Below are 3,557 nucleotides of genomic sequence, written 5' to 3'. Positions count from 1 at the left end.
CTGGGGCTGCCGTACGACGATCCCGCAGCCGCGACCGACGCGCTGCTCGCCGCGCTCGACCGCGAGCCCAGGCGGATCGATGCCGGGGTCATCCGGCACGGCGACCTGCGCACGTGGTTCGCGAGCGTGGTCTCGGCGGGCTTCGACGCGGTCGTCAACGAGCGGGCGAACCGGATGACCCGTCCCCGCGGCCCGAGTCGGTACACGCTCGCCCTCGCCCGCGAGCTGGCCACGTTCCGTCCCCGCACGTATGTCATCACGATCGACGGGGTGCGCCGCGAGCAGCGGGCGATGCTCGTGTCCGTCGCGAACAATCCCTCGCTGGGCGGCGGCATGCGCATCGTGCCGCACGCCGACCTCGCGGATGGGCTGCTCGACGTCTTCATCGTGCACCCGCTGTCCCGTTCGGCGCTCGTCCGCGTGTTCCCGAAGGTGTTCGCGGGCACCCACGTCGACCACCCCGCGGTCGAGTTCGTGCGGGCGAGCCGGGTGCGCATCGAGGCCGACGACATCGTCGCGTATGCCGACGGGGAGCGCATCGGCCGGCTCCCGATCGAGGTCGACGTGGTGCCCGGGGCCCTGTCGGTCTTCGCATGATCACGGCGACGGATGCCGCGGCGGCGTCGATTTTGCGGGAGCCGCGAGCCTGTGTCATACTCTTCAAGTTGTCGATTCGGCCCCATCGTTTAGCGGCCTAGGACACCGCCCTCTCACGGCGGCAGCGCGGGTTCAAATCCCGCTGGGGTCACAACAAAGAAAACCCCCGGTCATCCGGGGGTTTTCTGCATTTCTGGGCAGGCATGCGTCGACTCCGATCCATGCCGCCGCCCTCGGTCACGACGGGTTCGGCGGCTATGGCCGCGCGCTGCGGCATCCGCTCGCCCTCCGCTAGACTCGGCTGAGCGAAGGGGAGTATCCCGCGAGGCGCACGCCTCGGGCCACGATCGTCAGTACGAGCGCCAGAGACGCCGCTCCGGGCGTGGCGGCGCGCCGAGGGCGCGGTCGGGAGAGACTTTCGGGTCCACCTGTACCCACTAACCCCGGAAGGCTCCCTGTGCTCGAACTCCCCGTCTGGTTCGAAGTCGGCTCCCTCGTGGTCCTGACCCTCATCCTCATCGGTGACCTGCTGCTCGTCATCAAGCGGCCCCACGTGCCGTCGTTCCGGGAGTCGACCCTGTGGGTGGTCTTCTACGTGGCGCTCGCGCTCGTGTTCGCACTGCTCATGCTGCTGCTCGGCGACGCCGAGCACGCCGGCCAGTTCGTCGTCGGCTGGCTCACGGAGTACAGCCTCTCGATCGACAACCTCTTCGTGTTCGTCATCATCATGGCGAGGTTCTCGGTGCCGAAGAAGATGCAGCAGGAGGTGCTCATGGTGGGCATCATCCTCGCGCTGATCTTCCGCGGGGTGTTCATCCTGCTCGGCGCCCAGCTCATCGAGAACTTCAGCTGGATCTTCTACATCTTCGGCGCCTGGCTCGTCTGGACGGCGATCCAGCAGGCGTTCCTGCACCGCGAGGAGAGCGCCGAGGAGACCGAGAGCGCACTCGTGCGGATGCTCCGCAAGCGGATTCGCATCTCCGACGACTACGACGGCATCAAGCTGCGCACCACCGTCGACGGCACGCGCATGTTCACGCCGATCCTCATCGTGTTCATCGCGATCGGCACGACCGACCTGCTCTTCGCGCTGGATTCGATCCCGGCCATCTTCGGCATCACGCAGTCGGCGTTCATCGTCTTCACGGCCAACGTGTTCGCGCTGATGGGCCTCCGTCAGCTCTACTTCCTCCTCGGCGGCCTGCTCGAGCGGCTCGAGTACCTCAAGTACGGCATCGCGTTCATCCTCGCCTTCATCGGCGTGAAGCTCGTCTTCCACGCCCTGCACGTCAACGAGCTCCCGTTCCTCAACGGCGGCGAGCCCGTCGAATGGGCACCCGAGATCTCGACCTGGGCGTCGCTCGGGGTGATCGTGGTCGCCATGACGGTGGCGACGATCGCGAGCCTGGTGAAGGCCCGCGTCGACTCGAAGCGCCGTGGCGTGAAGCTCATGGACGAGGTGCCCCACTTCACGGAGGACGCCCCCCGCCGCGAGCACTGATCCTGGCGGGGGCGGCGCTCTGTCCACAGCGGTCCGCGAGACCCGCCTGGAGTTGCTAGCGTGGGGAGGCGGCGCCTGGGTGGGGCGCCCGGGCCTGGGGGGCCCGCAGGCGAGTTGCGACGAGGAGAACCGTGTCCGCTGATGGCGAGGACATCGTCCGACTCCCGCGCGGTTCCGCCGTGATCGCCCACAGCGCCCAGAGCGACGTGGGTCGCGTCCGCAGCGTGAACGAAGACGCGTTCCTCGCCGCCGCACCGGTCTATCTCGTGGCCGACGGCATGGGCGGCCACGCGCGCGGCGATGCCGCGAGTCGCACGGTGGTCGAGACCTTCCGCCGCCACCTCGAGGCCGGTCGTCCGTCCTCGCCCGAGCAGGTGCTCGACGCCATCCACAGCTCGAACGAGGCTGTCCGCGCGCTGAGCGCCGAGGGCGAGGAGGGCACGGCGGTCGCCGGCACCACGCTGACGGGCGTGGCGCTCGTCGACGCGGGCGACGGCGCGGGCTTCCACTGGATGGTGTTCAACGTCGGCGACTCACGCGTCTACTCGTGGGACGGACGCACGCTGCAGCAGCTCAGCGTCGACCATTCGGCGGTGCAGGAGCTCGTCGATGCCGGCCTCATCAGCGCCGAGGATGCCGAGCGCCATCCCGACCGCAACGTGATCACGCGGGCGATGGGCGCCGACGAGGTCGTCGACCCCGATGTGTGGCTCATCCCCGCCGCCGGCCGCCAGGTGTTCCTGATCTGCTCCGACGGCCTCTCGAAAGAGGTCGACGACGAGCAGCTCGCACAGGTCCTCGCCGGCGACACCGGGCACGCGGCGGGCCTCGCCGGCGAGCTGGTCGATGCCGCGCTCGAGCACGGCGGTCGTGACAACGTCACCGTCATCGTGGTGGAGTCGCTGCTCGGCGATGACGACGATGACGACGAGACCACCCGCGACCGCACCGGCTCGCTGTCCCGAGCCGCCGAGGACACCACGCCGCGCACCGGGGGAGGGCAGCATGGCGACGTATCGGCCTGATCCCACCGGCGACTGGCTCGCCGCCGTGCGCGGTCGTGTCGCCCTCCTGGCTCCGATCACTGCAGCCGACGCGGTGGCGGCGGTGTGGGCTGAGCTCGGCGCCCCCGACCCGACGCCCCATGTCCTCGACCGGCTCACCGCGTCGGGACTCGCGGCCACGCCGTCGTTCGCGCTCGTGGTGCGCGGTGAGGGCGGCACGTCGGCGCGGGTCGTGGCCCGCGGGCCCGTCCGCGTGGTGATCGGCGACACCACGGTCTCGGGTGAGGGCGTCTCCACGTGGGCCGAGCGGCTCATCGACGAGGTCGAGGGCGAGGTGCGTCTCGAAGCGGTTGACGCGGCGCCGGCCGAACGTCCTCGGCTGCCGCTCGTCGAGGGGGTCGTGTACGCCGTGGCCGTCGCATCCGTCGGCGTCGAACCGGTCGCCACGACGGCCG

3 protein-coding genes, 1 tRNA gene and 1 pseudogene are annotated in these 3,557 nt (G+C 69.9%); all 5 read left to right on the top strand.

Annotated features, from left to right (window positions below):
* Positions 1 to 597 (top strand): diacylglycerol kinase (locus GH736_RS19305; protein WP_159606241.1); only part of this gene is annotated, 597 nt, incomplete at its 5' end.
* A 78-nt stretch (positions 598 to 675) separates the two neighbouring features.
* Positions 676 to 748: transfer RNA gene (locus tag GH736_RS19300), tRNA-Glu, on the top strand.
* Between the two features lie 306 nt (positions 749 to 1,054).
* Entirely contained in the window at positions 1,055 to 2,098 is a 1,044-nt protein-coding gene (locus GH736_RS19295; RefSeq protein WP_159606239.1) for a TerC/Alx family metal homeostasis membrane protein, read from the top strand.
* Positions 2,099 to 2,229: 131 nt separating this feature from the next.
* Positions 2,230 to 3,123 carry a PP2C family protein-serine/threonine phosphatase gene (locus tag GH736_RS19290; RefSeq protein WP_235934488.1) on the top strand — a complete coding sequence of 298 codons (894 nt, stop codon included), beginning with the start codon at positions 2,230 to 2,232 and terminating at the stop codon, positions 3,121 to 3,123.
* Positions 3,104 to 3,557, top strand: a pseudogene (locus GH736_RS19285) (hypothetical protein); the annotation flags it as partial. The gene GH736_RS19290 and the pseudogene GH736_RS19285, both read left to right, overlap by 20 nt.

It is taken from the genome of Agromyces humi (assembly GCF_009720255.1).
GTDB lineage: Bacteria > Actinomycetota > Actinomycetes > Actinomycetales > Microbacteriaceae > Agromyces > Agromyces humi.
Note: the sequence above shows the minus strand (reverse complement) of the source record. Positions and strands in the feature narration are given on the sequence as shown.